This is a genomic window from Sphingopyxis sp. CCNWLW2, assembly GCF_037095755.1.
Taxonomy (GTDB): domain Bacteria; phylum Pseudomonadota; class Alphaproteobacteria; order Sphingomonadales; family Sphingomonadaceae; genus Sphingopyxis.
The window spans coordinates 1-638 of record NZ_JBAWKJ010000006.1 but is presented as its reverse complement, the minus strand read 5'-3'; the positions used below and the strand labels follow the sequence as shown (position 1 = coordinate 638).

1 protein-coding gene is annotated in these 638 nt (G+C 66.5%); it reads right to left on the bottom strand.

Going from position 1 to position 638, the window contains the following annotated elements:
• Nucleotides 1-216: 216 nt before the first annotated feature.
• Nucleotides 217-638 (bottom strand): Hsp20/alpha crystallin family protein (locus V8J55_RS21660; RefSeq protein WP_336447654.1); only part of this gene is annotated, 422 nt, incomplete at its 5' end.

The following is a 638-nucleotide window of genomic DNA, read 5'->3' as shown; positions in this document are numbered from 1 at the left end:
CGCGGAGCAAAACGCAATCGCCACCGGCTCGCCTGCGCGCGGCCTGCACGGTTGGTGCCGATGGGCAGAGGCTCGATAATCACCCGGGCGTCGGGCGGCAGCGCGCGAATGCGATGTGCGGCTGGCCATTGATTATCGTTGGCTGCCACCGCCGGAACGACTTGTACTGTGGCGCCCGGCAGGCTCGGCCCGGGACCGAAGTCCCGGGCCTGCCCGTCATGCCGCCCGCGCATTGACCGGAATGCGGCGGACGTTCTCGTTCGCCGCCTCCGACTTGGGCAGGGTGATGGTGAGCACGCCATTCTGGAACGTCGCGCTCGCCTTGTCGCGTTCGACACCGCGCGGCAGGCCGATCCGCCGTTCGAAGCGGCCGTAGCTGCGTTCGGTATAGCCGCGGTCCTTGTCTTCGACCTCGGATTTCTTCTCGCCGCGGAGCGTCAGCACGCCTTCCTCGACGGTGATTTCCACGTCCTTCTCGTCAAGACCGGGAAGCTCGGCAATCACCCGAACTTCGGTGTCGGTCTCGCCGAACTCGAGGCTTGGCCACGACGGTTCGCGACCGAGGCCGCCGAACGACGACATACCGAACCCGCGGAAGAGATCGTCGAACAGGCGATTGACGTCGCGGTGAAGCGACA